The sequence below is a fragment of the Gottfriedia luciferensis genome, from assembly GCF_002156865.1.
GTDB classification, from domain to species: Bacteria; Bacillota; Bacilli; order Bacillales; family Bacillaceae_G; genus Gottfriedia; species Gottfriedia luciferensis.
Map to the genome: position 1 here is coordinate 1 of NZ_NCTA01000047.1, position 22336 is coordinate 22336.

Below are 22336 nucleotides of genomic sequence, written 5' to 3' on the forward strand. Positions count from 1 at the left end.
CCAAATTTTCGTAAAGGAAGTTGAGTGACGTTCATTTCCACTACAGTATGCTCGCTTTCCATGGGGCGAAACCTGAGCCTCCTCGGCAAGCCTGCGGGGTCTCTGCCTTTCCGCATTTCCCATAGGAGTCGATCATCCTTTCGTTCCAATCAACTCATTCTTCAATAAAAGTATTCATTAAGAAACTATTTAAATTTCCTTTACTTTGAACAAATTTACTAATCAGTTTAAATTCATTTTTCTAAAAATTAGTATTTAATAGTTTAAACTGATGAAAAAGATCTAAGTAATGATTTGAGTTTGATGGTGTTTTTAATATTGCTCAAAACAAATTAACATTTCTATCCATTAATAGATTATCAAAAATACTAACTTTATTTTCACTAATGTTCATTTAATGACCTTTTTTATTTACTCATAAGTTGACTTCTTATTTGAAAAGCTATTTCTGGATAGTCAGTTATGATCGCAGTACAATTAGCTTGAATTAGTTCCTTCATTACGTCAGGTTCATTTATTGTATATGGTCTTACAGCAATATTTTTCGCTAGAGTTTTTGCAATTATTTCATCTGTTATAATACGATAATTCGGATGAATTCCCTCCGCTTGAAACTCTTCAGCAAGTTTCCAAGGTTCTTTATTTCTTCTATTATATAGAACAGCAGTTTCAATATCCGGTGCCATCAAATGAAACTTAAGCATACTTTTATGATTAAAAGAAGATAAAATAACTCTCTTTTCATATTCATAAGAACGGATTAAATTGATTACTCGTTCTTCAAGTCCATGATATTCAAATTTATCATTTTTTAATTCCACATTCATACTAAAATGATTCCCTTTTGCCCAGTCAAAAACTTCCTTTAAAGTTGGAATCGTGCAATTTTTAAACTGGCGCTTAAATCGATAACTAGCATCAAATTTTTTTAACTCAGTTAATGTATAGTCTTTAACAAAACCTTTCCCATTCGTAGTTCGATTAATTGTTTCATCATGAATAACAACAATTTCACCATCTTTTGATAATTGAACATCCAATTCGATTCCGTCAGCACCTAAATCTTCGCATGCTTTAAATGAAATCATTGTATTTTCTGGATACGTACCAGCAGCACCTCTATGTCCAATAATATCTACCACTTAAAATTCCTCCTTGGAGAAAATATGTACTTTCTTCTTTTTCTTATTGTATACTAATTTTACGAAACTAAGGAGGACTATTATGCGACCATTGCAAATTTCACCAGAAACGGCAGTTTTACTTTCGAAAAAATTAAACGTTCCTTTAGAACAAATTATGCACATGCCACAGCATATATTAATTAAAAAGTTAATGGAATTAGAAAAAAGCGTTGATAATACTGAGACTTCTAAGGATCAGCAATAAGTTTTTTAATTTCTCTATTTTAACTCAGATTTCAACACAACGGGCTCTTACCTTCTGGTTAGAGCTTTTATTTTTTGGCTCTGTTAATGTTAATTGTTAATATTTTACAAAACTCTTAATTGAAAAAGATTTTAAGAATTTAAAGACATTGATTGGAGTAGAAGGTGCGAGACTCCTATGGGAGTAGCGGGAAGGGTGAGACCCCGCAGGCTTGCCGAGGAGGCTCAGCTCACGCCCCATGGAAAGCGAGCATCCTGGAACGGAAATCATCAACATTCTTTTTTAACAGAGCCTTTATTTTAAATTCAATCTAATTATGGAGATTAACTTAAGCAGTATTCTTTTCCAAAAATATTAAGTACGAGCTTATAAATTATATATTTAGAATTTAGTCTGTTAAGAAAACAATACATTAAATGAAAGATTTTGGAAAAAGTATAAGAATAATAAGCCATGAAAGTGGGACGGTGGTAAAAAGTGTTTAACTACAAAGAAACGAATAGTGCAGCGACTAATAAAAAAATCCCATTTCAAAATAATATATCTCGTTCTTTAAGTAAGGACATTCTAGAAAATATAAAAAGAATCAAAGACGATTTTGGAGATAGTTCAGATCTTATTATTCGTCATGAAACACTTGGCGAAGGTATGAATTATTCTTTTGCAACGATTCATATCGATGGGATTTCAAACGAACAGTTAATAAATGAAGGGATTATCAATAAAATCGTTAGGCTTAATTCACAAACCGAGACGACGCTTTCATTAACTGATTTAGAGAATGGTTTAAAAAGTATTATTGCGGTTTCTAGTTTGAAATCGCAATCAAGTTATACAAATCTCTTATCTGCCTTACTTATCGGAGACACAGTTATCCTTCTAGATCATGATTGTAACTATTTAGTTGCATGTACAAAAATGGTTCAGTCTAGAAGTATATCAGAACCTTCGACTCAAACTCTCATTAGAGGCCCAAAGGATAGTTTCACAGAAAGTTTACGTACAAATACATCGCTTATTCGCAACAGAATTCAACATCCTGCATTACGAATTGAATCATTGAAAATCGGTGAGGTAACAAGAACAGATGTAGAAGTCATGTATATAAAAGGTGTCGTAGATGAGAATTTATTAAAAGAAGTAATGCATCGACTAGAGGCAATCAATGTTGATGAAATTTTGGAATCCAGTTATATCGAAAACTATATTCAAAATGATCAAAAGACCATTTTTCCGACCATAATTAATACGGAGAGACCTGATGCTGTAGTTGGTAATTTACTTGAAGGCCGAGTAGCAATTTTTACAGCAGGTACACCGTTTGTCTTGATTTTACCTGCTACGTTTACTCAGTTTTTTCAATCGCCAGAGGATCACTATCAAAGTTCTTATATTGGAACGTTTCTAAGAGCACTTCGATATATGTCTTTTTGGGTCGCTTTATTTGCACCAGGTATTTTTATTGCGCTTACTTCATACCATCAGGCGGTTATTCCAACTGTATTATTAGTTAGTTTAGCCTCTCAACGTGAAGGTGTACCGTTACCGGCAATAGTTGAAGCACTTGGAATGGAGTTAGTATTTGAAGTGTTACGTGAAGCTGGTATTCGAATGCCAAGAGCGGTTGGTCAAGCACTGTCGATTGTAGGAGCTTTAATTTTAGGCCAGGCAGCGGTACAAGCAGGCTTTGTGTCCGCTTCTATGGTAATCATTGTTTCGATTACAGCGATTGCTAGCTTTACAATCCCTTACTATAATATGTCGATTGCTGCTAGGATTCTGAGGTTTATCTTATTATTAGCAGCTGCTTATATTGGTTTATATGGAATGTTAATCGGAGGGATCATTATTCTATTGCACATGTGTAGTTTACGCTCATTTGGTGAACCATATTTTGCGCCGTTTGCACCATTTCGTATAAAAAGTCAAAAAGATACGATTTTAGTTGTTCCTACTCAAGGTAATACGAAAACGATTAAAGAACAAAGTAGTGGAGAATAAGTGATGAAAAGAAACTATGTGATCTTAGCGCTTATTACTAGCTTATTTTTAGGAAGTTGTTCTAATTACAAAGAGTTAAACAGCGTTTCAATTGTTGTAGCCATGGGAGTTGATTATAAACCGAAAGAAAAAAGATATGATGTGACTCTTCAAATTATTAATCCGAGTGCAATCGCTACGCAAACAGGATCAATCGGTACACCAGTTATTGCTATAGAAGAAGATGGTAGAACAATCTCAGAAGCTGCACGAAATATTACAAAAAGAGTATCCCGAACAAATATATACTCACATGTAGCACTTGTTGTAATTGGAGAAAACTTAGCGAAAATTAAAACTTTAAACTATATTTTTGATGTGTTTGAGAGAGACGCAAAAATACGTGTCAATATACCGGTCATTATCGCGAGAAATGAATCAGTATTTAAATTAATGAATAATTTACCTGCACTCGATAAATTGCCAGCTAAATCAATTGTAGGAAAGATAAAAAACACGTCAGCTCTCTTAGGTGAGAACCAAGAAATCGAAATGCGTCAAGTGATCTCCGCACTTTCCAGTAAAGGAAGAGAACCTGTCATTAATGGTGCAAGTTTAGAATTAGAAAGTGACACCTCTGAAACACTGGACAATTTTTCGAAAGTAAAATCTTCTTATAACATGATTAACGGGCTTGGGATTATCAAACAAGGTAAATTAGTGGGCTGGATTGACGGCCCCCCAGCAAAATCAGTACAAATTATTGATAACAAGATTAAGGAAACAAATTTGCAAGTGAAATGCAGTAAGAAAGAATATGACTCGATGGAAATTATTAGGTTGAAATCAAAAACAAAAGTAAAAATGAAAGATGATATCCCGATGATTAACGTAAAAGTAAATGCAGTGGCAATTATTGATGAAATACTTTGTAATGATGACTTTGATAAAGCAAAAACACTGGAAAAGTATGAAAAATTAAGTGAGAAACAGCTAAAGAATAATATTTTAGCAGGAATTAAAGAAGCACAAAAATTTGGTGCAGATAGCTTCGGCTTTGGAGATAAACTACATTTAGCAAATCCGAAAGTATTTAAAAAATATGAGAAAGATTGGGGAAAAGTATTTCAAAAAGCGAAGGTGAAAGTCGATGTTGATGTTCAAATAAATAATGTAGGTATGAGAAAGAAAGCTTATCCATTTTAGAAAGTGGGGAATGCGATGAATCGAAAATTAAACATTGGTGCCTTTCAATTTTTTAGTATAATATTTTTATTCGAAATGGGGAGCGCTACATTAGTCGGCCTTGCATCTGGTGCAATGCAAGATGCATGGATTTCTGTCTTACTTGCTCTAGCAGCAGGATGTTTATTATTTATCGTTTATATTAAATTATTTGAACTGTATCCTGAATTACCTTTTACAAAATACATTCAAGATATTTTAGGTAAATTTACTGGTAAAATACTAGCAATGCTTTACATTGTCTATTTTATTTACCTAGGAGCACGAGTTTTACGTGATTTCGAAGAACTATTAGTCATTACACTTTATAATGCTTCTTCGCTTATCTCAATCGGTATTTTATTGATGTTTTTAGTGATGTATGCAATCTTTAAGGGCTTTGAAGTATTCGCAAGAGTAAATGAATTCCTATTTATGATCATCATAGTCATTATTGCCACGATAATCGGCTTTGAAATCATTGCAGGTCTTGTAGATACGAATAATCTAAAACCGGTGTTAGAGACAGGTTGGAAAACAATCATAAAAGAAGCTTACCCTTTAACATTAACCTTTCCCTTTGGAGAAATGATTGCGTTCACAATGCTTATGCCTTACTTAAAGAAGAAAGAATATGCGTGGAAATATGGATTGACTGGATTAGTTTTTGCTGGAATTGTCTTAACACTCATTACAATCATTAATATTTCAATATTGGGCTCGAATACAGTAGTCCGAGCTACTTATCCGATTTTAACTGCAGTTAGCTATATTAATATTGCAGATTTTATTCAAAGGCTTGATTCGATCGTCGTAATCGTTATGGTTATTGGGGGATTTATTAAGATAGCAGTTTTTTTCTACTGTGCGATGATTGGAGCAGCAGACTTATTTAAAGTAAAAAAATCAGATACGCTTACTTACCCTATTGCATTTATTATCCTAGTTAGTTCTGTTTGGATGGCACCTGACTATTTAGAGCATTATAAAGAAGGATTGGATATTGTACCGTACTTTTTACACATTCCTTTACAAATCGTTATTCCTTTAATTCTTTTTGTTATAGCTTTTATACAGCATAAAACCAAAACAAAAGAGAATGCAGCTTAGTAATTTATAAACTGCATTCTCTTTTTTTGTAATTGACAGCGGGGTAGAATTTAGGGATTAAGTATAAGTGCAATTAAGCCTCTATCTTCGCCTGAGTTTAGTTTGTCGTATTTTGACCCGAATCTTGTTCTTCACTACGTTTCTTTTTCATTTTATTCATATATTTTAGAGCAACTTGTGCTATTCCGAATGGGACAGTAAAAAAGAAGATTAAAACATAATCTTCACCTACAAGCTCCGTTTTACTAAGTTCTATATTCAATAGTAAGTGAGGAAAATGATCGCCATTATACATGTCAATTCCTTCTAGCAAAAGCATTTCCATCAAAAATAAAATTAGAAAAATCATAAATATTTTCATTGTGACACCCCTAATGTTAAACAGAATCATTTATCATTATTTTTGTATAGAGCTGTAAAGATTATACGAAAAGAAAAATAAACTTCGACAGAGTCTACGATTTTTTACAGATAAGAGTAGAAAACCTCGACGTAGTTTCCCATTTTAAGGATATGTATAAGCGCAACTAGGCCTCTGACTTTGCCTAAAGGCGAGTTTCCTTTATCTGAAAATTTGGTATATAATGGAAGAAGTGTGTAAAGGGGGGATCTCATTGATCCAAATATTTAAAAACCGAAATTTTTCTTGGCTATTTTTAGCCAATTTTACTTCTCAGCTAGGTTCTGTCGTAGGAATGACAGCATTTATGCTGTACTTGCTAAGAAAGTTTTCGAGTCAGCCTTACTACGCAACAATAACTGAATTAATGTACACCTTACCGATGATTTTCTTATTTTTCTTAGTTGGGGTAGTTGCAGATCGTTTAAATAGAAAAAAAATCGCAGTTAACTGTGACTTTATTAGCGCGTTTTTATCAATTATTTTACTAATTACGATAAATGAAGATTGGGTTTATTTATCCTTCGGCATTCTCTTTTTAAGAAGCGGCGTTTCGAAATTTTTCCAACCTGCTCAATCGTCATTAATACAGGGCATATTAACAGAAGATCAGTATGCTGTTTCTGCAGGTCTTAATCAGCTTGTAAGTAGCTTATTTATGCTTTTTGGTGGAGCAATTGGAACGTTTGTCTTTTGGAAATTAGGGGTAGAAGCAGCTATTATGGTTGATACAATTTCCTTCATACTATCGGGCTTATTTATTTTATTAGCAAAGGTACCAAAGGAAATAACAAACCCAAATGGAGATCACACGGTAAAAGATTTGAAATTTAAACTAGTCCTAAGTGACTTTAAAGAGGGAATTGTATATATATTTAATCATTCATTACTTAGATTAATTTTATCTGGTTTCTTTTTATTCGGGATTATTAACGGTGGATTTTCCGTCATGCCATCCTTTGTTCTAAAATATAAACTTGCACCAAATAATTACGAGGAATTGTTAATTTATATCGGTGTCGCATTTGGAGTTGGAGTTTTAATTGGGAGTATTTGTGGGTCAATGCTGGCAAAGAAAATCCCATTGCCATATATGATTATTATTGGATTAATCATTTCTGGAGTTTGTGTAATTGTAGGAGGGTTTTCTACTTCAGCAAACGCATATATCATTTGGCAATTCATAATTGGATTAACAATACCTATTATTAATATTGGTATTGGTGGCTGGTTTCCTAAGTTAGTAGAAAAAAGAATGATGGGAAGAGTACAGGGATGGATTCAACCAATCATTTTACTCTCGCAAAGCGTTACGCTTGGCCTAATTACCGTTTTCTATCCGTCTGTATTAAAAATTGAATGGATTCACGCAATCGTTGGAGCAAGTCTAGCAATTGTTGGAGTCTACTACTTATTTTTATTACCTAAGTTCCTTGTGGTTGATTCTGTGAAACAAGTTGAAGTTGAAAAGTCAGTAAATCATTAACACTATCCTCTCTCTTTTTAATGAGTGTTTTAGTAAAAAAAATATTAGTAAAATTTTAATAAAAATTTAATCGCATTTTATATAAAACTGTCTAATATAGGCAGTTTTTTTGTCGATATATAAGATGGATGACTTTTTATTCCGTTATGATCCGATGAAGGAACAGTTTTTAGAACTGAGTATTCGAAAGTTATCAAAAATCGTTTGAATTAATTTAACAATAAAATAGATTTTTTTTTACATTTAAATTGGTACTAGTAGTTGTCATTTAGTCTCTATATAAGGGCTAAGTAGATTGAGAGGAGAAGCTTATGTTAAGGGGTTTTTATGCAGCAGCGTCTGGAATGATTGCACAACAAAGAGTTACTGAGTACTTGACGAATAATTTATCAAATGCAAATACACCTGGATATAAAGGAGAACAAGCTTCATTACGTTCATTTCCGGAATTATTGATGAATCGAATGGAAACAAATAATATTCCACAAAAAAACATGAACCAAAAAGGATCTGTTTTAGGTGGGCTAAATACAGGGGTTTATATGCAAGAAACGACTCCAATTTTTACACAAGGTGATCTTCAACAAACAAATAAAAATACTGATATTGCGATTCAAGAGCGTGTAATTCCATTTAACACAGCAGCTAAAACAAAAGGTGCATTATTTTTCGAGCTTCAAAACCCAGATGGTACTACTCGCTATACAAGAAATGGAAATTTTACACTTGATCAAAATGGTTATTTAACTACAAACAGTGGATTATATGTCTTAGGTGAAAATAACAAACGTATACAAGTTCAATCTTCAGATTTTAAAATGCTGGAAGATGGGACAATTACTGAAAATGGAAAACAAGTTGGCAGATTAAAGGTGGCTTTCTCAGATAATCCAAACACTTTAGTAAAAGAAGGGGAAGGATTATTTAAAACGTCAAACGGTAAATCTTTACCTACTGCTTCAAATAATAATCGAATTGCATTTTCTGTTAATCAAGGATTTATAGAAAGGTCAAATGTTGATGTTACTCAAACATATACAGAGCTTATGTCAGCATATCGTACGTTCGAATCAAATCAGAAGGTTTTACAAGCATATGATCGAAGCCTAGATAAAGCGGCAAATGAAATCGGAAGACTTAGATAAAAATTGAGAAGTAAGGGAGGGGAATATTAATGAACAGAATGTTATCAATCGCAGCAAATACGATGGGACAATTACAAAGCCAATTAGATGTACTTAGTAATAATATTGCCAATGTAAATACAGTTGGCTTTAAACGTCGAGATACAAACTTTAGCGAAATGTTGTTCCAACAGTTTGATAATCAACCAAATAATAGCGCTGAAGTTGGCCGTAGAACGCCATATGGAATTCGATATGGAGTAGGAGCAAAAATAGCTAATACAGCACTACAGCTAGATGCAGGTGCAATCCAGCGAACAGAAAGAAAGCTAGATGTTGCATTAACAAATAAAAGTCAATTTTTCCAAGTAAATGTAACAGAAAACGGTCAAACTGAAACAAGATATACTAGAGATGGCTCTTTTCAACTTTTACCAATAAACGCTGATGGTTCTAAGTTACAGCTTTCAACTAGCGAAGGAAATCCAGTTTTAGGAACGAACGGTCTAATTATTGTTGATGGAAATGCAAAGGACTTTTCATTTAATGAAACTGGCGGACTTACGGTAACAAACCAAAATGGTACGAGAACAAATTACCAGCTTGCTGTCGTAAATGTCTTAAAGCCTCAAAATCTTGAAAGTGCAGGAAGCAATTTATTCCGCATATCTAGTGCAGCGACAGTTGGACAAACGGTAAGACCGTTAAATGCGACTCAAGTGAGTACTATGGGTGGTGCACTAGAGCAATCAAATGTTGATTTAGCAAGCTCTATGACTGATTTAACACTTACACAAAAAGCTTACCAATTCAGCTCTCGTGCAATCACAATGGCAGACGAAATGAGCGGTCTGATTAATGGATTGCGTTAACGTTTAAAATAAGATAGTATTATATTTATAATGTATAGAAGCTGGTCTTAAGACTTGCTTCTTTTTTATTAATTTAATGAATCTAATCCAATTAGGAGGACTACATAATATGTTAGATATCAAAGCAATTAAAGAAATTCTTCCACACCGTTACCCATTCTTATTAGTAGACCGTATCATTGAACATGAAGAAGGAAAACGTGCAGTCGGCATTAAAAACGTAACGGCGAACGAAGAGTTTTTTAACGGCCATTTTCCTGATTATCCAGTAATGCCAGGCGTACTTATCGTAGAAGCACTTGCACAAGTTGGTGGAGTTGCAGCATTAAGCCTAGAGCAAAACAGAGGGAAACTAGCATTATTTGCTGGAATTGATAACTGCCGTTTTAAAAGACAGGTAGTACCTGGTGATCAACTAAGACTAGAAGTAGAATTAGTAAAAATGCGTGGACCAATCGGTAAAGGTAAAGCAGTAGCTACAGTTGATGGACAAATCGCATGTGAAGCTGAACTAACGTTTGCACTAAAATAAAAGAATTTGATCTAAAGAGCCCTATTTTTTCAAAATAGGGTTTTTTTATGTTACTATAGTGTAAATTGTATAATAATTTAAATTATTTTGTCGTAATTCGTTATTTTATGGTATTATTACAGTGTTATAGAAATCCTACATCATAGTGTAATTACAAAAATTTAAAAACGGGGGTATGTAAATCATGCTCAAGAATTTACCACGTGGAACAAAAATAAGTATTACCAACTCTATTAAAACTGCTTTTGAATTATATATGAGAAACTTAGAGTGGGATTTAGAAGCGTATAACTGGGAAGCTTTCTTAGCAGAATGGAAAAGCTACAACGAAAAAAACGCTTCATGGCAATCAACTGTCGAAGAGTCAATTTTGAACAGCGAACAGTTTCATCAAGAATTAGCAATTAAAATGAGTGAAGATATTAAGAAAATATTGAATGAAGATCCAACAGAGGACCAAATTCAACAAATCGAGCAACTAGTTAAAGAACTAAAAGTAGAAGATCCTACATACACTTGCAAACTAGAAGCGAAATACCACATAGAGCGATTACAATCTATGCAAACGGTATAATAAAAAACAGACCTGTATAGAGGTCTGTTTTTTTGTGTTTTTTTATGTAGATTATATTAAACTCGTTGAAAGTGCAAAGAAACATAGTTGATCAGCAAGTAGATTAGGTGATTTGCAAATAAAATAAGGAAATGTGTAATTAACATGATGAAACGGCAAATGAATTAGTTAAAACTGCAAATAATTTGTAAATAAAAATAAAGAAACTGCAAATAAATCAGATGTAGTGACTAAAGCTAGTCAAAAAACGCAAATAAACCAGAATAATCGCAAATAAAATCTGTCATCGCAAATAAATTTCGAGAATCGCAATAAAAAATGGCTATATCGCAAATAAATTTTGAAAATGGCAAATAAAAGATGCAAAGCGCAAATAAATTTTGAGAATCGCAAATAAAAATGCAAAATAGAAATTAAAATCACTAAAATGGCAAATAAAACTTTCCATTCTTTAAAAAACGAACAAAAAATTACCGTTTACAACATATTTCAGCCAGTTTTCAACAAAAATATCAGTGGAAATGATAAAAAATACAATGTTTTAAGCAAAAATCATCTTCCAACTGAATTAATTGAGTAGTTAAGATTATTTGATTTTCTCCATGCAATTGCTTTACGTTCTATGTCCTTCACAAAAGCATCTTTTCCATCCATATACCCTGTAATGTCATTTGGGAATTGTTCAGCAAGCTTCGCCTTAAGTTCTCCATATGCCTTTGCAGCATCGTCATGAGCCCTTAAATAAGCGGGAACTGCTAAGTGGCGCTCGATTTCAGTTTCGTTGTCGAACTGATACATATGTAACTGGTGTGTACGGTTATCGCCGCCTTTACGGAAGTATCTTCTGCCTGTAAGGCCAAATTCTCCAAGACCTTCATAACCAATCTCAGCCATTTTTTCATTATACATATCTATATTTTTGATATTTTTAACAACTGGTAACATATCAATAATTGGTTTTGCCTTTAAATTTGGAACAGATGTACTTCCAATATGATGAATTTCAACAAGCTCATCTTTTAAAATATCCCGAATGAGTTTAGCATCTTCTTGAAATAATTTGTTCCAATTTTCATTATGATTTGTAACGATTACGTTCATGTGGACCTCCGTAATAATTTATTAGTGGTGAAAAAAACAATGAGATCGTAAAAGCCTGGGAAGGTACTGATAAATAATTCTAGTAAAAACAGTTATTTTTTATTAAATAAAAATCCCCTTAAGAAACGCTATAAGCTTTTTACTTATAGATTAATTCTAAGGGGAATTATTGTACATATTTGTATGATTTTAGAATCCTTTATAATCTTTATGTCTAGACGCCCAACAACTCCACAAGCTCATCCATCGATAACTCAGTAATCCATTGCTCACTCGTTATGATCGTATCATTTAGTGATTGTTTACGTTGGAGCATTTCGTCAATTTTTTCTTCTAGTGTTCCGATTGTTACAAATTTATGGACTTGAACGAATTTGGTTTGCCCGATTCGGTATGCTCGGTCTGTCGCTTGGTTTTCAACTGCTGGATTCCACCAACGGTCAAAGTGCATAACGTGATTTGCGGCTGTTAAGTTTAATCCTGTTCCACCAGCTTTAAGGGATAGGATAAATATTTTTACATCGCCATTTTGGAAGCGAGAGATCATACTATCTCGAGATGCTTTCGGTACACTTCCGTTTAAAAATATTACTTCTTCACCAAATTTAGCTTGGATTGCTTCTTTTAACATATCACCCATTCGCACGTATTGAGTAAAGATGAGACAGCTTTCTTTTTGTTCAAGTATTGGATCAATTAATTCAAACAGTCTTTCAACTTTGCTGGAACGTTCTTCAAATTCAACGAGCTGTGTTTCTTTCAAGAATAAAGAAGGATGGTCACAAATTTGTTTTAATTTATTTAACATCCACAGGATACGACCTCGACGCTCTATACCGGATAATGAATCAATTTGTTTTAAGCTATCTTGAACAACTTGTTCGTATAAAGCTGCTTGTTCAACCGACAAAGGACAAAGCATTTTTTGTTCTTGTTTCGGCGGAAGATTTAATGCAACATCTTCATCCTGCTTTGTTCGTCTTAATAAGAATGGTGAAATTAAGCGATGAACCGCGTTAATTTTTTCTTCATCTCGATCTTTTTCAATTGGATTCACATAATTACTAACAAAACGATTTAGTGTGCCAAGGTAGCCTCTATTAATGAAATCAAATATAGTCCAAAGCTCCGTTAAACGATTCTCCATTGGTGTACCAGTTAGTGCAATACGATGTTCCGCTTTTAAACCACGAACTGCACGTGACTGCTTTGTCGCCGCATTTTTAATATTTTGTGCTTCATCAAGTATGATGCTTTTCCAAACATACTGATTCAAGTCTTCAAAATCTAATACGCTTAAAGCATAGGAAGTAATGACAATATCAACATCTCTTACTACAGAAAATAAATCTTCTCCCTTTAAGCGATTTCCTCCATAGTGTACATGAACAGTTAAATCAGGATAAAAAAGTTCAATTTCACGTTTCCAGTTATTGATTACAGAAGTAGGACATACGATGAGTGATGCACCATGTTTTTCCTCATGCTCCTTACGATAAGCTAGATAAGAGATTGATTGAATTGTTTTACCAAGCCCCATATCATCTGCAAGTAGGGCACCAAAGCCCATATTTTTCAAATGAATTAACCATTCAAATCCCTTTTGTTGATATGCACGTAATGTTGCTTGCAACCCTTGAGGAACCTCAAGTTCCGGAACTTCTGAAATGGATGTTAATCGTTTCGTTAATTCTCGGAAGACATCATCAACCTCAATTTCAACTTCTGCAAAAGGTGAATTTTCGTCCTCTATTTTCTCAGAACCTTGTAGTAATTCATGTTGAAGTACTTCATGAAATCTGAGTCCTTGCTTTTCAGCCTTTGCCATCATTTTTTTCATACGAGCAATAAATGCTGGATCTAGTGCAATCCATTGCCCATTAAATTGAATTAATCGTCTTTGATTTTCAACGAATTGTTGGAATTGCTGTTCAGATAGCTCCATCCCATTTGTTGAAATTCTCCAATTGAAATCAACTAAAGTTTCCATATTGAAAAATGAATTTCCGGCAGGCTTTCCTTTAACACTTGCCTTTAATGTCATTCTATTTTGTTTTAATGCTTGCCACCAGCTCGGCAACAGAACTTGGATATTTGCAGAAAGTACTTTCTCACTATCTTCTGTTAAAAATGTCCAAGCCTCTTGCTCAGATAATATTTTTCTAGGCTTATTATCTTCGATTAAAGTTGGAACAAGTAAACCGACACCTTGAAACGTTCGATCTAAGTATTCAGCATATGATGCATGTTTCTTTTGTAATGAAGAGTGACCTGTATATTCATAAGGCTTAATCGCTTTTCGTTCATCTATTAAATAGGTATGTAATTGCCAATCCTCATGTTCGCTCATTGGCTCTTCAAGTACTAGACGAATTGAAAATGGAACATCGTCATCTCTTAAACCAATTTTCACATGCCAATCGTCTTCATCGATACTATGCGTGAGTTGTTGCTTAATATAGCTTGGATTATGATAAAGACTTCTTGCTATATCCCAACGCTTTGAATGATATGTTTCAATTTCAAACTGCTGCTTAATAGCTGCTGAAACTAATTCTTGTAATGTCGGTTCCAATTGATCCGTACCATCTATTCGCCATAATTCTTCCCCAGCTTGATAATGTGCAAAGCTAGGAGAAACTTGACCTTCATGAAAGGCTGGATACAACTGAGAAATTTCTTTATGAAATTCCTTTGCTTCATCTAAATATGTAATTTCTACTAATGAATTTTCATTATGTTCTTTAAAAAAAGTAAGTGCTTCAATTGGAGTGAGAAGAATACCTTCAATCTGTCCGACTCTGGTTGATTGTAATAATGTCCCATAATATGAAGGTTCATGCCATTGAAACACTAGATGCTTCCATGCAGTTACCGGTAAGATGACACCGTGACTTTGCATTCCGTATACGAGTAGACCTTTTCTCTCTACCCACTTTACGGCAATACTAAGATTAGCTAGTCGCTTCATTGACTAATTTTCCTTTCCTTAATTCCTCTTGAAGTGCGCGCAAACGAATAAACTGTGACTCAATATACTGAATATAATCATCCCACTCTTTCACACGTTTTAATTTTTTATAATTTGTCTTTAGCTTCTTTAAATAACGAACAGCTATCTTATAGTTCGCTCTGCCTTTTAGGTCAATATAATAAAGCACTAAATGATGGTAAATCGGTAATACAGATTGCGGTGAGTGCTTATGGACCTCTTGAAGATCATGTTTATCAATGGAATCAGGAGTGTAGGAGTATAAATACATTTGTAACTCAGCCCAGCGTTTATATTCCCGATTATGCATTAAATAATCTGTATATTGCATCACACTGTATGGTAGTAATGCTTGATAGACGACTTCTAATCCCGCAGTCTGGTTTGTATAAAAACTGTTGTACTCATAATGGGTTAGAAAATGTTTCGCGAAAGTTGTCTTAGCATATTCATCATCGCCATTTTGTAAAAAGTATAAAAGCATTTCGTAATATAAAGGCAAGAATTGTGACATACGATTTGTTTCATTATTTTTTCGCAAGTGCTCAATCCAGTAAGTAAAACTATAAAGCGTACGCTCATTACTACTGTATTGCTTTAAAATAGAGAGCATTGAATCATCCTGATTTAATAAGAAATACAGATGAGCTTTGCCTAAATCTGCAAAATAGTTGTCCTCTAATTTAGATAAGGTTTCTAAATCCTCATTTAAAATCTTCGGGTTATTTAATAACTCCTTATATACATGTCGAAAAGAGTTATATCGCGGAATAATGCAAAGTTTTCTCTCCAACAGCAGTGCTTGAACCTGCTCACGAAGAACTTCTTCATATTGAATTGAAACCGAGCCACCAGTTAGATTATGTAATTGTCTACTAACAGCTTCAATTTGATTCTCAAGCATCGTCATTTCACGAGGCAAATGAGCATTATCATATACTGTACTTTGAATTTCTATTTGTCCGACCATTTTATTCATTGTAAAGATTGACGCTAATAACTGATATTGTAGCTTTTCTTTTTCTTGTCGTGGCTGTTGGTTTAATAATCCGTGGTAAAACCGTTCATATAAAGGATAAACAAAATAAACATCTTGATAAAATGATGTTCTTTGCTGCTCGATATATTCTTTATACTTTTCCTCGAACAATGCTATAGTCTCTTTTGGTCGTTCTTGCTCTATTTTATTCATTTGATCTAATAGCTGGCGACCAGTCATGACATTTGGAATACTCTTCAAAGAAGATTGCTTAAACTTCCTCATTAGATCCCCAACTAAAGAAAATGAAGCAGCAGCATAGCATAATAATGCAATTTGATGCTGACACGGAGGGGCCTCATAACAATCACAGCCATTTTGATCATGATTTTGTATATGTAAAATGGGCAAATGGATTTGTTCAGATTCTTCAACAACCCCAACAAGTCGACCATCCCGAACGGAAACATTATAAACTTGACCTTGTCGATATAACTGCAAACCAGCTTCCACAAGCTCTGCATCTCTCAAATTTTGAGGAGATAGTTTTGAAAAAAGTGAATATGAAAGTTCATAAATGATATCTTTACTTAAATCACGCTGAAGCATCCTCTGCCCCCTAACTCGTAACATTCTTATTGGTAATTATACCCTAAACAAATACGATACACATAGTTGAAAAGGGAAAAAGTGAAAGATGATGTCGTAATGTTGCGAGAAGACGCGGAAATTGCAATGAAATTCGGGAATCTCAAATAAAAAATGCAAATCACAGTTAAATTCGGGAATCGCAAATAAAGTAGCGGAATCGCAATTAATATCCAGGAAACACAAATAAAAAAGGTGAAATCGCAATTAATATCGTAGAATCGCAAATAAAAACGGCAAACCACAGTTAAATTCGGGAATCGCAAATAAAAAAGACAAATCGCAATTAAAATCCGGGAATCACAAATAAAAAAGGCAAAATCGCAATTAAAATCCAAGAATCGCTAAAAAAAACAGCAAAATCGCAATTAAATCAACAAATCGATACCATTTCCATGCAAAAACCCCATGTTTTCAATAAAACCACACCAAAATGTAATAGAAACGCACTAATTCCAACGCTTTTATTGTAGATTTAAGTAGAATCCTGAACAATTTCGCGTCGTTTATTGTAGTATTAATGGGTTATTTAAATAAACAGTAAACAACTTGTAATATTGTTGTAACATATGAGCGAAATAAACATGATATTATCGAATTATCAGATAAATTATAAAAAATTGAATGACATATAGATCTAGGAGTGAAATTTGTGAAAAAAGGTTTTTTACTACTTTCAATAATTTTCCTGTTCCTAGTTGGACAACCTCTAAGTAAAACATCAGCCGCAACTATGGATGGTAATGATATCGTTAATGAAGCAAAACAACATATAGGTGTAGAATATGTATACGGGGGAACTACTCCAAGCGGATTTGATTGCTCAGGATTTGTTCGTTATGTATATAAGCAAGCTGGAATTAATTTACCACGTTCTTCTTCAGAACAGTATAGTGTAGGTAAACCAGTTTCAAAAAGTAATTTAGAAGCAGGCGACCTTGTATTTTTCAGTGATACATACAAAGCAGGTATTTCTCACGCGGGAATTTACGTAGGTAGCAATAAATTTATTAGTGCTTCATCTAGTAAAGGAATCAAGATTGACACTTTAAGCGGTGGCTATTGGGGTCCTAAATTTACTGGAGCTAAAAGAGTACTAAAATAATAGAATACCAATATACTAGACAATTTAAAGTAGCTCCCTAAACAGGGAGCTTTTCGTTTGTATGCCGTTTTATGACAAATGGATAACAATTAATTCATATATAGACACATTTTGTTATTAATCAACTAGAGAGGGGAAAATGTTATGAAAAAGGGGTTAATTAGTTTAGTAGCTTTTGTACTTATGTTTAGTATGTTTAAAGACGTATTTGCAGAAACAACAGTTCAAGAAAATCCAGAGAAATGGGTTGTTACTCTTGAACCGACAGATTTAACGGTGCAAAATGCCGAAACAAATGAGACGACAACCGTTTCAATTCCTGAAAATGTAAAGTTAAAAGTAGATAAAGAAGAAAATGAACTTTACTATGTTACGTATAATGAAAATGCAGGTACAATCTTAAAAAGTAAAGTCCGAGATGCAACACAATGGGAAATATACCCTGATACAACCGTTTTTAAAGTTTCGAGTGATACTTCATTATTACTAAATGAAAATGGTAAATTAGTGAATAAAGGAACAGTAAAAGCAAATACTGTTTTTAGTAAAATTGGTGAGATGGATCAATATTTAATCATTCAATACTTTAATCAAACTGCTTTTATTGATAAAAATAAAACGATTCCTTTACCAAATGATAAAATGCCGACTTTTAATATGTCTGTAAAGCCGATCACGAATCATGCAGGCGTAACAGTGCGAAATACAAAAATTATTTACCCAAGGGATCCAAAGCCGAAAATGGTGGATATTCCAGCTCAACAAAAAATCGTAATTGATTCAATTTATTACTCATATTATGTTGTGAAAATTGGGGGAACAACTGGTTTAATCCCACAATCTGATATTTCATTAAAGACATACAACTATGTGGATCCAAATGGTGACTACTCTTATGATGAGTTATCTGCGGATTTACAAGAGTTAAATGCTTGGTATCCTAGTTTTACAAAAGTTGAAATAATTGGTAAATCAGTAGACGGTAGAAATTTATATGCATTTAAGCTAGGAACTGGTAAATCTGAAATTTTTATAAATGGTTCTCATCATGCACGTGAGCATATGACAACAAATGTTATAATGGAAATGCTTGATCAGTATGCTAGTGCATATGAAAAAAATACGAAAATAAATGGTTTTGATGTAAGAAAGACACTTTCACAAACATCTATTTATTTCGTGCCAATGGTTAATCCTGATGGAGTTATGTTAGTACAAAAAGGTGCAAGCAGTGCAAAAAATCCTAGCCAAGTTATTAAGTTAAATAAAGGAAGCAAGAATTTTAAAGCTTGGAAAGCAAATGTACGAGGAGTTGACTTAAATCGTCAATATCCAGCGGGATGGAACACTTTATCAGGTAATAAATTACAGCCAGGCCCAGATAACCATAAAGGTAAAAAGCCATTAAGTGAGCCAGAAGTAAAAGCATTATATGATTTTACAAATAGACATAATTTCAAAAATACAGTGTCATACCACTCATCTGGAAATATTATTTTTTGGCATTATAACCAAACTGGTAGCCAAATGACTAGAGATAAAGCAATCGCTACAAAACTTTCAAAGCAAACAGGCTATAGCCTTGTTCCTCCTAAAAAAGGCGGAGGCGGCGGATATAAAGACTGGTATGTACTTGCAAAAAAACGACCAGGATTTACAATTGAAATTTCGCCGTACGTTGGAAATAGACCTGTTCCAAATAGTTACTTCAGTAGTATTATGAAGAAAAACCTACCAATTGGTTTAATATTGGCTAATGAAAAGTAAAAAGTAAGACTAATCTAACGCATATTTAATCAAATTTGAAAATCTAATTTTTGGACTTTGTCCATATAAAATAAGGACTTATCATACAAAGATGAGTCCTTATTTTATTATTTTTGCTGCACGGTTTGTTTTTCGTTTCATTTTATGGTATTATAAGAACATACTTAATAAGAAATGGTTAATTCAATTCATGTGTTAAAAGGGACGAATTTTCATCCTGTTCTAATGTGTGTATTTTTTCTTAACAATACTCATTAAGTGTAAAAAAACAGGTTTAAATGGAGGTTCGTACAATGAACACAGGTACAGTTAAATGGTTTAACGCAGAAAAAGGTTTCGGATTTATCGCTGTTGAAGGTGGAGACGATGTATTCGTACATTTCTCAGCTATCCAAGGCGACGGTTTCAAATCTCTTGAAGAAGGCCAAAAAGTAAGCTTTGAGATCACTCAAGGTAACCGTGGCGCTCAAGCTGAAAACGTAGTTAAATTATAATTCACATTTGAGTGAATCAAAGGCTGCTAGCATATTTGCTAGCAGTCTTTTTTATTTTCTGGTAATAAGTGTAAGGAGAGAAGATGTTGGTCGCGTGGGTTTGCAAAAAAAGTTGTCGAACTGCAAATAAAAAAGGCATACCGCAAATAAAATTGCTAAAACTGCAAATAAAATAGCCAAAACTTCAAATAAAATAATCAAATCGGCAAATAAAATTAGCTAAAACCGCAAATAACTTTCCTAAAACTGCAAATAAAGCTAAAAATCTCCCCAAAATAACATCAAGATCTCAAAACTACTCTTAAGTTAAGCTAAAAATATCCAAAAAAATCAAAAAAACATTATTATTTAGTTTTCAAACGTGCTCAAAAAAGTTTTGCAATTTAAATGTACATCTGAGCCAAATAAAAAAAAGAGCCTAATCAGGCTCTTTTCATGCTTATTATTTTATTTTAATGCTGAGTCAATAATTTGAGTTGCTTCTAGTTGTGAAATCCCTTTAATTAAGCTAAGCTCACCAACGAACATTCTTTTAGCTGTGTCTAGCATTTCTTTTTCACTTGGATTTAAAGGTTTTTCTTTGCCTTGTAGAGTTAAATCACGTACAACTTGCGCGCCTGCGAGTAATTCACCTGATTTTAGTTTTTTCATGTTTGTATCATATTTTTGTTTCCAATTTAAGGAATCATCTGGAAGACCATTTGAAAAGTCATCTAGTACATTTTCTAGATGCTCTTGATCTTCGACTAATCGAATTTTCGTGTTTCCCATATTCCCTTGAGGGATCATCAATTTTAAATTATTTGATGGTATGTTGATAATGTAGTACTGTTGAGTTATACCCTGAATAACTTTCTCTTCAATGGAATCAATTACTGCAGCTCCCTGCAATGGATAGATAATTTGATCGCCAATTTTGAACAATGTACCCACCTCCGAAAATTCTTATATCCTTAGTATAACATTAAAAAATAAAATAGCAAAATTTATATAATATCATTTTATAAAATAAACTGTCAATATTTTTTTGTATAATTTCTCGATTTTTGGGGAAAAAGATGAACATGTTATATGGTCATGGACATAAGATGAAGGGAGAGAAGGTCGAAAGGAGGTTGCCCATGAATTTTCGTGTAGTTATTTTTATCGTAGCAGTGCTTACTTTTTTTAGCACGACATCAGGATGTAGCTTACAAGAACCAAAAGAGCCAGAAAAACTTCCAGATGGCGTATTACTTGCGGCTTCAGAGCTTTCTTATGAAGCGTTTCTAAATAGGGAAATCGGAAAAAGCTTGATTGAACATAAAGGTATTGTTGATCCACTACTTACTCAAATTCATAAAAACCTAAAAGATTATCGTCTAGTTTCTATAACATCTGGTAATATTGGATTTTCAGCAATTGCTTTAAAGAACAACAAAAATAACAGTTTATTATTTGCGTTTAGTGGACTAAAGAAAATTAATTTACAAGACATCTATCAAAGATTGGTTGGTTTTGAATCTCCAGAAAATGGTTCTCCCGTTGTTGTTGATGCACAAGCACAAGAAGCATATAAATGGGTTAAATCAATCTTAAATAAAAAAGAGAACAAGGAAGCTAGTGTATATGTAACTGGACACTCGTTTGGTGGCTATTTAGCTCAATTTGTAGGGTACCACCTTCATAATGATAAGCAAATGAAAAGTAATCTGTTCGTACAAGGGGTGACGTTTAACTCCTTAGGTATCTTATTGGATGATGACTCAAATAAACTTCATGCAAAAACTGTGAGCATACAAAAAGCATATAAACCATTATTTACAAACTATATTGTAAAAGGTGACCCATTAGATTACTCTAGTAAAACATTTTTTAAACAAATTACAGGTTACTCACTTCAGCATCTTGGTAATGTAAAATACATTACAGTTGATGAAAACTATAAAACATCTTTAGAAGCATTAGAAAAAACGACAGATTTATGGACCAAAGCAAGACTATTAAAACCTTTGTATCCATATCATAATTTAGCGGAGTTTGAGAGTGTATTTTGGAAATAAAAAAACTATCTAATTTAAAGCTACTACTTATAATAGTAGCTTTTTTCACGCTGTTGAAAAATTATCTTGTCAAATAACTATCAAATTTTCGTAAAGGAAGTTGAGTGATGTTCATTTCCACTACAGTATGCTCGCTTTCCATGGGGCAAAACCTGAGCCTCTTCGGCAAGCCTGCGTGGTCTCAGCCTTTCCGCACTTCCTATAGGAGTCGAGCATCCTTTCGTTCCAATCAACTCATTCACCAATACGAGTATTCATTAAAAAACGATTTAAATATCCTTTACTTAGAACAAGTTACTAAACAGTTGAATTCTTTTATCTAAAGATTAGTATTTAATATTTTAAACTAATGATAAAAATCAAAGAGATGATTTGAATTTGATGGTTTTATAAATACGATTAACATTTCTATTCATAAATAGATGCAAAAATACTAACTTTATTTTCAAAAATGTTCACTTAATGACATTTTTCATATTGACCGATATATATTTCAACACTCTGAAAAAAGTTACTA

General features: G+C 33.3%; 19 protein-coding genes. 13 read left to right on the forward strand and 6 right to left on the reverse strand.

Annotated elements, in window-relative coordinates; translation table 11 throughout:
- Nucleotides 1–407 precede the first annotated feature (407 nt).
- Nucleotides 408–1142, reverse strand: a complete 735-nt coding sequence (locus B7R67_RS19250; RefSeq protein WP_268876043.1) for a glycerophosphodiester phosphodiesterase — start codon at nucleotides 1140–1142, stop codon at nucleotides 408–410.
- Between the two features lie 82 nt (nucleotides 1143–1224).
- Between B7R67_RS19250 and B7R67_RS19255 the strand changes: the two genes are divergently transcribed.
- The 4 genes from B7R67_RS19255 to B7R67_RS19270 all read left to right on the forward strand — a co-directional run bounded on the left by B7R67_RS19255 (nucleotide 1225) and on the right by B7R67_RS19270 (nucleotide 5703).
- Nucleotides 1225–1389: a YycC family protein gene (locus tag B7R67_RS19255; protein ID WP_088072608.1), complete on the forward strand. Its 165-nt coding sequence runs from the start codon at nucleotides 1225–1227 to the stop codon at nucleotides 1387–1389.
- A 477-nt stretch (nucleotides 1390–1866) separates the two neighbouring features.
- A complete protein-coding gene (locus tag B7R67_RS19260; RefSeq protein WP_235822219.1) occupies nucleotides 1867–3390 on the forward strand; it encodes a spore germination protein in 1524 nt (507 codons plus the stop codon).
- 3 nt (nucleotides 3391–3393) lie between these two features.
- Nucleotides 3394–4575, forward strand: a complete 1182-nt coding sequence (locus B7R67_RS19265) for a Ger(x)C family spore germination protein (RefSeq protein WP_088072609.1) — start codon at nucleotides 3394–3396, stop codon at nucleotides 4573–4575.
- A gap of 15 nt (nucleotides 4576–4590) precedes the next feature.
- A complete protein-coding gene (locus B7R67_RS19270) occupies nucleotides 4591–5703 on the forward strand; it encodes a GerAB/ArcD/ProY family transporter (protein ID WP_088072610.1) in 1113 nt (370 codons plus the stop codon).
- A gap of 97 nt (nucleotides 5704–5800) precedes the next feature.
- Here B7R67_RS19270 and B7R67_RS19275 read toward each other — a convergent pair whose 3' ends face one another.
- Nucleotides 5801–6064 (reverse strand): hypothetical protein, encoded by a 264-nt coding sequence (locus B7R67_RS19275; RefSeq protein ID WP_088072611.1) that lies wholly within the window; start codon nucleotides 6062–6064, stop codon nucleotides 5801–5803.
- A gap of 253 nt (nucleotides 6065–6317) precedes the next feature.
- Between B7R67_RS19275 and B7R67_RS19280 the strand changes: the two genes are divergently transcribed.
- From B7R67_RS19280 to B7R67_RS19300, 5 genes are all read left to right on the forward strand, one after another.
- The gene (locus B7R67_RS19280) at nucleotides 6318–7589 is read left to right on the forward strand and encodes an MFS transporter (RefSeq protein ID WP_328587380.1); all 1272 of its coding nucleotides are present in this window, start codon (nucleotides 6318–6320) and stop codon (nucleotides 7587–7589) included.
- A gap of 311 nt (nucleotides 7590–7900) precedes the next feature.
- Nucleotides 7901–8734: a flagellar hook-basal body protein gene (locus B7R67_RS19285; RefSeq protein ID WP_088072613.1), complete on the forward strand. Its 834-nt coding sequence runs from the start codon at nucleotides 7901–7903 to the stop codon at nucleotides 8732–8734.
- A gap of 29 nt (nucleotides 8735–8763) precedes the next feature.
- Nucleotides 8764–9585 carry a flagellar hook-basal body protein gene (locus B7R67_RS19290; protein ID WP_088072614.1) on the forward strand — a complete coding sequence of 274 codons (822 nt, stop codon included), beginning with the start codon at nucleotides 8764–8766 and terminating at the stop codon, nucleotides 9583–9585.
- 109 nt (nucleotides 9586–9694) lie between these two features.
- Complete coding sequence (fabZ, locus tag B7R67_RS19295) at nucleotides 9695–10117, forward strand: 3-hydroxyacyl-ACP dehydratase FabZ (protein ID WP_088072615.1); 423 nt, start codon at nucleotides 9695–9697, stop codon at nucleotides 10115–10117.
- A 184-nt stretch (nucleotides 10118–10301) separates the two neighbouring features.
- Nucleotides 10302–10691: a hypothetical protein gene (locus tag B7R67_RS19300; RefSeq protein ID WP_088072616.1), complete on the forward strand. Its 390-nt coding sequence runs from the start codon at nucleotides 10302–10304 to the stop codon at nucleotides 10689–10691.
- Between the two features lie 552 nt (nucleotides 10692–11243).
- On the opposite strand, the gene B7R67_RS19305 is transcribed toward B7R67_RS19300, so the two are convergent.
- The 3 genes from B7R67_RS19305 to B7R67_RS19315 all read right to left on the reverse strand — a co-directional run bounded on the left by B7R67_RS19305 (nucleotide 11244) and on the right by B7R67_RS19315 (nucleotide 16372).
- Nucleotides 11244–11792 (reverse strand): GrpB family protein, encoded by a 549-nt coding sequence (locus tag B7R67_RS19305; RefSeq protein ID WP_088072617.1) that lies wholly within the window; start codon nucleotides 11790–11792, stop codon nucleotides 11244–11246.
- 214 nt (nucleotides 11793–12006) lie between these two features.
- The gene (locus B7R67_RS19310) at nucleotides 12007–14763 is read right to left on the reverse strand and encodes a DEAD/DEAH box helicase (RefSeq protein ID WP_088072618.1); all 2757 of its coding nucleotides are present in this window, start codon (nucleotides 14761–14763) and stop codon (nucleotides 12007–12009) included.
- A complete protein-coding gene (locus B7R67_RS19315; RefSeq protein WP_088072619.1) occupies nucleotides 14747–16372 on the reverse strand; it encodes an SWIM zinc finger family protein in 1626 nt (541 codons plus the stop codon). Before B7R67_RS19315 ends, B7R67_RS19310 begins: the two co-directional genes overlap by 17 nt.
- A gap of 691 nt (nucleotides 16373–17063) precedes the next feature.
- On the opposite strand from B7R67_RS19315, the gene B7R67_RS19320 reads away from it, so the two are divergent.
- The 3 genes from B7R67_RS19320 to cspD all read left to right on the forward strand — a co-directional run bounded on the left by B7R67_RS19320 (nucleotide 17064) and on the right by cspD (nucleotide 19777).
- Nucleotides 17064–17516, forward strand: a complete 453-nt coding sequence (locus B7R67_RS19320) for a C40 family peptidase (RefSeq protein WP_235822220.1) — start codon at nucleotides 17064–17066, stop codon at nucleotides 17514–17516.
- 144 nt (nucleotides 17517–17660) lie between these two features.
- On the forward strand, nucleotides 17661–19283 hold the full coding sequence (locus B7R67_RS19325) for a M14 family metallopeptidase (RefSeq protein WP_088072620.1): 1623 nt from the start codon (nucleotides 17661–17663) through the stop codon (nucleotides 19281–19283).
- A gap of 293 nt (nucleotides 19284–19576) precedes the next feature.
- Nucleotides 19577–19777, forward strand: coding sequence for a cold-shock protein CspD (gene cspD / locus B7R67_RS19330; protein WP_025568675.1), 201 nt, complete (start codon nucleotides 19577–19579; stop codon nucleotides 19775–19777).
- Nucleotides 19778–20224: 447 nt separating this feature from the next.
- Here cspD and B7R67_RS19335 read toward each other — a convergent pair whose 3' ends face one another.
- Entirely contained in the window at nucleotides 20225–20710 is a 486-nt protein-coding gene (locus tag B7R67_RS19335; protein WP_088072621.1) for a CarD family transcriptional regulator, read from the reverse strand.
- A gap of 188 nt (nucleotides 20711–20898) precedes the next feature.
- Between B7R67_RS19335 and B7R67_RS19340 the strand changes: the two genes are divergently transcribed.
- Nucleotides 20899–21819 (forward strand): lipase family protein, encoded by a 921-nt coding sequence (locus B7R67_RS19340; RefSeq protein WP_158095152.1) that lies wholly within the window; start codon nucleotides 20899–20901, stop codon nucleotides 21817–21819.
- Nucleotides 21820–22336: the final 517 nt, after the last annotated feature.

What these genes read in the sequence shown, in the direction of transcription:
- fabZ (WP_088072615.1), top strand. Translation starts at nt 9,695, where the DNA reads ATGTTAGATATCAAAGCAATTAAAGAAATTCTTCCACACCGTTACCCA.
- B7R67_RS19305 (WP_088072617.1), bottom strand. Translation starts at nt 11,792, where the DNA reads ATGAACGTAATCGTTACAAATCATAATGAAAATTGGAACAAATTATTT.
- cspD (WP_025568675.1), top strand. Translation starts at nt 19,577, where the DNA reads ATGAACACAGGTACAGTTAAATGGTTTAACGCAGAAAAAGGTTTCGGA.
- B7R67_RS19340 (WP_158095152.1), top strand. Translation starts at nt 20,899, where the DNA reads ATGAATTTTCGTGTAGTTATTTTTATCGTAGCAGTGCTTACTTTTTTT.
- B7R67_RS19270 (WP_088072610.1), top strand. Translation starts at nt 4,591, where the DNA reads ATGAATCGAAAATTAAACATTGGTGCCTTTCAATTTTTTAGTATAATA.
- B7R67_RS19315 (WP_088072619.1), bottom strand. Translation starts at nt 16,372, where the DNA reads ATGCTTCAGCGTGATTTAAGTAAAGATATCATTTATGAACTTTCATAT.
- B7R67_RS19310 (WP_088072618.1), bottom strand. Translation starts at nt 14,763, where the DNA reads ATGAAGCGACTAGCTAATCTTAGTATTGCCGTAAAGTGGGTAGAGAGA.
- B7R67_RS19265 (WP_088072609.1), top strand. Translation starts at nt 3,394, where the DNA reads ATGAAAAGAAACTATGTGATCTTAGCGCTTATTACTAGCTTATTTTTA.
- B7R67_RS19325 (WP_088072620.1), top strand. Translation starts at nt 17,661, where the DNA reads ATGAAAAAGGGGTTAATTAGTTTAGTAGCTTTTGTACTTATGTTTAGT.
- B7R67_RS19300 (WP_088072616.1), top strand. Translation starts at nt 10,302, where the DNA reads ATGCTCAAGAATTTACCACGTGGAACAAAAATAAGTATTACCAACTCT.
- B7R67_RS19290 (WP_088072614.1), top strand. Translation starts at nt 8,764, where the DNA reads ATGAACAGAATGTTATCAATCGCAGCAAATACGATGGGACAATTACAA.
- B7R67_RS19255 (WP_088072608.1), top strand. Translation starts at nt 1,225, where the DNA reads ATGCGACCATTGCAAATTTCACCAGAAACGGCAGTTTTACTTTCGAAA.
- B7R67_RS19275 (WP_088072611.1), bottom strand. Translation starts at nt 6,064, where the DNA reads ATGAAAATATTTATGATTTTTCTAATTTTATTTTTGATGGAAATGCTT.
- B7R67_RS19285 (WP_088072613.1), top strand. Translation starts at nt 7,901, where the DNA reads ATGTTAAGGGGTTTTTATGCAGCAGCGTCTGGAATGATTGCACAACAA.